Origin of the sequence: Acidovorax soli, from assembly GCF_014207955.1 — a bacterium.
GTDB classification, from domain to species: Bacteria; Pseudomonadota; Gammaproteobacteria; order Burkholderiales; family Burkholderiaceae_C; genus Acidovorax; species Acidovorax soli_A.
On record NZ_JACHLK010000042.1, the window covers coordinates 1 to 3,368 of the forward strand.

The following is a 3,368-nucleotide window of genomic DNA, read 5'->3' on the forward strand; positions in this document are numbered from 1 at the left end:
GCCCCGGCGGTGCGCAAGCCGGTGGCCATGGCGGCGCCAGCGGCGCGGGCGGCGGTGAAGGCGCCTGTGGCCAGCCGGCTGGCAGCACCCAAGGCCCCAGTGAAGGCGGCGGCAACGGCACCGGCCGCGGCACCCAGCCCGGCGCCCAAGGCGGCAGGGGGTGGGGATGATGAATGGGAAAGCTTCTAGGCAAGCAATTGGACCTGAAGCCGTGTTTTGCACACCCGGCTCCAGGCGCCGTGCCCGCGTCATGACCGCTTGTCCGCCGGTGCGGACTGCTCCTGCCCGGCGCGCGTGGCCTGCGGCGGGGCCAGGGGCATGGGAAAGCCGATGAGTGCCAGCACGATGGCCACCGGCAGCAGGCAGTAGAAGAGGGCACGCTTGATTCTTCGCATGCCGGGCAGGTTGGGGGAAGCCTGCAGCCCTTCAAGCCGACCCCTGGCGTGGCTTCAGCAGCCCTTCAGCTTGCATGCGCCCGGGCCTGGAGCATGGCGCCTCCTAAAGGCTGGGGCGCTGCAACGAAAGCCGGCAGGAACGCAGACCTGCGCGGTGCTGCGCCCCGTCCTTGCTGCCACCGTCCCATGCTGGACGGTGCCGGGCCTTCAGCGTGGCCGGTGCGGGTCGGGGAACACCAACTGCAGCCCAGGCAGCGACGGGCGCCGGAACGGCTGCCATGCCGCGCCCGGCCCATGGGGCTGGGCCAGCCGGTCGGCCACCACCCACCAGGCGCTCGGGTTCAGGCCGATGCCGAAATGGCTGGCCAGCACCTCGACGTTCTCGGTGTTCGGGTTGTGCTTGGCCGGGGCCTGCAGGCTGCCGCGCCAGGCCACCACGCCATCGGTGCGCGAGTAGATGCTGGTGGTGGGCACGGGGGGCGCCTCGGGCAGGTTGTAACTGGCGACCTCGCGCTCGATGCTGCGGCCGCTGGCGAACTGGTAGATGCGCCAGGCGTTCGTGGAGGTGTGGGGGCCGGCAAAGGGCGTGCCCAGCGTCACCACGCAGCGCACCAGGTCGGGCAGTTCCTTGGCCAGTTCGCGCGCATAGATGCCGCCCAGGCTCCAGCCCACCAGGCTTACCTTGTGGCCGCTGCGCTGGGCCGCCTGCTGCAACTGCTGCTTGGCGTTGTCCAGCACGCCTTCGCGAGGGCCCAGGTTCAGGCCCTGGCCCCAGCCCAGGGTGTCGTAGCTGCGTGACTCCAGGTAGCGGCGCAAGGGCGCCGTCGTGGCGTCGCCCGCCGTGAGCCCGGGAAAGACGATGACGGTGTGCCCGTCGCCCATGGGCGCGCGCTGCAGCACGGGCCAGGCGGGCAGCACGGCGCCGAACTCCCAGGGGGCGCGCAACTCCAGCGCCAGCAGGGGCAAGCCAGGGGGAGGCATGTGGTGGGGTGAGGTCTCTTTTTTGGTGAACAGCGTCATCAGGTCATTCCATGGGGCGCCGGGCCCTTGCCCGGCGGTGTCGGGGGCCGTCCGGCGGTGCAGCAGCCGGCCACGCGACAGCCTGGGTAACGGTAACATTTTTTCGCGCCGGAACCCCCGCCAGGAGTGGAGGCACCTCTCCAATGCGGCGAAAACCGGCGGGACCTGAAGCGGGCAGGGCGCGCACTTTTGCTCATTGCACATGGCCGCTTTCGGTCGTTCATTGGCCGGATTTTGTTTTCAAATGTAACTTTTCGCGGCTATGCTTTCGGGAGTGCCTTGGCCCTCTAGGGTCTGTTCACCTTTCCATCCCGAAACGCTTTTGCCATGACACAAGCCCTTGCCGCAGCCGCTACCGAAGCCCCGTCCCGCATCCCCCAACCGGCCGGCGGCGCCGGGGAGTACCTGAGCTTTCGCCTGGGCCTGGAGGAGTACGGCATCGACATCCTGCGGGTGCAGGAAATCCGCTCCTACGAGCAGCCCACGCGCCTGGCCCATGCACCGGATTTCATCAAGGGCGTGATCGACCTGCGCGGGCGCATCGTGCCCATCCTGGACCTGCGCGTGAAGCTCCAGTGCCCCGAAGCCAGCTATACCGACTTCACGGTGGTCATCATCCTGGACATCGGGTCCGTGCTGGTCGGGGCCGTGGTGGACGCCGTGGCCGACGTGGTCACACTGACCCCGGAACTCATCAAGCCTGTACCGCAGTTCGAATCCCAGGGCAGCCTGGACCCGGCCTTCGTCTCCGGCATTGCCAGCCTGGGGGATCGCATGCTGATCCTGATGGACATCGAGGCGCTGCTCAGCAGTGGCGAATTAGGGCTGGTCAAGAACGCGGCACACGGATAACGTGAAAAACACTCCAAAAACCAATCAACGAGGGACCGGATGAATCGCCTGAATATTTCCACACGGCTGGTGGTGGCCTTTGGCGCCATGGTGTTGTTGCTGATCACCCTGGGAGGGGTGGCGCTGGCACGCTCGGCCAGCCAGCGTGCAGCGCTCAATGACATCGTTACCATGCGCATCCCCATCACCCGGGCCATGGGGGCATTGGCCGACGGGGTGAATGTGCAGGCGATCCAGTTCCGCAACCTGGCGATCTTTTCGTCGGAGGCCATTGTCAAATCCTCGCGTGAGCAGATCGGCACGGCGCGCTCGACGATTGCCAAGCAGCTGGAAACGCTCACCGCACTGATCCAGTCCGAGAAGGGCAAGGAAAGCCTGGCCCGCATGCAGCAGCACCGCGCCGAGTTCCTGCGGCTGGGGGACCAGTACGTGGGGCTGATCGACAAGGACCAGAAAGACGAGGCGCTCAAGCTCCTGATGGAGCAGTTGCGCCCGGTCCAGTTGGCCTACCAGAAGTCCATCCAGGAGCAGGTGGAATACCAGGCCCAGGTCACGGCTGCCGCCGGTGAGCGGGCCGAGGCCGCCGCCGCCGCCCTGCAGCGCGACGTGCTGATCGCCGGGGCCCTGGCCATTGCGCTGGCCATCTTCCTGGCCATCACCATCATCCGCTCCATCACCCGCCCCCTGGCCCAGGCCGTGGAGGCCGCCGACCGCGTGGCAGCAGGCGACCTCAGTGGCCACATCGTCGTGCAGTCGCGTGATGAAACCGGCCACCTGCTCAGCGCCCTGCAGCGCATGCAGCAAAGCCTGGTGACCACCGTGACCACGGTGCGCGGCAACGCCGAAAGCGTGGCCTCGGCCAGCGCGCAGATTGCCTCGGGCAACAACGACCTGAGCGCCCGCACCGAACAGCAGGCCTCTGCGCTGGAAGAAACCGCAGCCTCCATGGAAGAACTGGGCTCCACCGTGCGCCAGAACGCCGACAACGCACGCCAGGCCAACCAGCTGGCGCTGAGCGCCTCCACCGTGGCCGTGCAAGGCGGTGACGTCGTGGCCGAAGTGGTCGAGACCATGAAAGGCATCAACGCCAGCAGCAGCAAG

4 protein-coding genes are annotated in these 3,368 nt (G+C 67.5%); 2 read left to right on the forward strand and 2 right to left on the reverse strand.

Going from position 1 to position 3,368, the window contains the following annotated elements:
* Window positions 1-248: 248 nt before the first annotated feature.
* Window positions 249-395 carry a hypothetical protein gene (locus HNP48_RS35090; protein WP_184866310.1) on the reverse strand — a complete coding sequence of 49 codons (147 nt, stop codon included), beginning with the start codon at window positions 393-395 and terminating at the stop codon, window positions 249-251.
* A 207-nt stretch (window positions 396-602) separates the two neighbouring features.
* On the reverse strand, window positions 603-1,415 hold the full coding sequence (locus HNP48_RS35095; protein ID WP_184866312.1) for an alpha/beta fold hydrolase: 813 nt from the start codon (window positions 1,413-1,415) through the stop codon (window positions 603-605).
* Between the two features lie 327 nt (window positions 1,416-1,742).
* Here HNP48_RS35095 and HNP48_RS35100 point away from each other — a divergent pair, with 327 nt between their 5' ends.
* Together HNP48_RS35100 and HNP48_RS35105 are read left to right on the forward strand one after the other, a co-directional pair.
* The gene (locus HNP48_RS35100) at window positions 1,743-2,267 is read left to right on the forward strand and encodes a chemotaxis protein CheW (protein ID WP_184866314.1); all 525 of its coding nucleotides are present in this window, start codon (window positions 1,743-1,745) and stop codon (window positions 2,265-2,267) included.
* Between the two features lie 39 nt (window positions 2,268-2,306).
* Window positions 2,307-3,368: MCP four helix bundle domain-containing protein (locus HNP48_RS35105; protein ID WP_184866316.1), on the forward strand; the 1,062-nt coding region annotated here is incomplete at its 3' end.

What these genes read in the sequence shown, in the direction of transcription:
- HNP48_RS35090 (WP_184866310.1), bottom strand. Translation starts at nt 395, where the DNA reads ATGCGAAGAATCAAGCGTGCCCTCTTCTACTGCCTGCTGCCGGTGGCC.
- HNP48_RS35100 (WP_184866314.1), top strand. Translation starts at nt 1,743, where the DNA reads ATGACACAAGCCCTTGCCGCAGCCGCTACCGAAGCCCCGTCCCGCATC.
- HNP48_RS35095 (WP_184866312.1), bottom strand. Translation starts at nt 1,415, where the DNA reads ATGACGCTGTTCACCAAAAAAGAGACCTCACCCCACCACATGCCTCCC.